1 protein-coding gene is annotated in these 537 nt (G+C 41.2%); it reads left to right on the top strand.

Annotated elements, in window-relative coordinates:
- Positions 1-175 precede the first annotated feature (175 nt).
- Positions 176-537: fructose PTS transporter subunit IIA (locus R7R24_RS29945; RefSeq protein WP_318120619.1), on the top strand; the 362-nt coding region annotated here is incomplete at its 3' end.

Below are 537 nucleotides of genomic sequence, written 5' to 3'. Positions count from 1 at the left end.
TCTTATCCATCATGTCACAGATATGCAGCTAGATTTGTCCAGTGAACGATCTAAATCACACTATAGTTAGTCGGTTACAATCCTCCAGTAAATGCATTTTTTCTTCACTACAGTCTTTTTCTCAGTAATTTAAAAATACCCCTGAAATAAAAATTATATTTATAGGGGTTCGACAATGATCACCAAACTAATAAATGAAGACTTAATTAAGCTTGATCTTAAAGCGTCTTCAAAAGAAGACGTATTTAAAGAACTGGTTGCCGTTCTTCATGCCCAAGGTCGTATTTCTGACCAAACACAATTCCTTGCAGATATAAAAGCACGTGAAGAATTAGGAAATACCGGATTTGAAGATGGCGTGGCAATTCCACACGCGAAAAGCGCCGCTGTGATTGAACCGGCGGTTGTGATCGGCGTAAGCAAATCAGGTATCGAGTACGGCGCGGAAGACGGCTTACCTTCAAAGCTGTTCTTCATGATCGCCTCTCCAGACGGTGGCGATAACCACCACATCGAAGTACTTGCAGAACTGTCTTC

Source organism: Vibrio sp. 704 (assembly GCF_033339295.1).
Note: the sequence above shows the minus strand (reverse complement) of the source record. Positions and strands in the feature narration are given on the sequence as shown.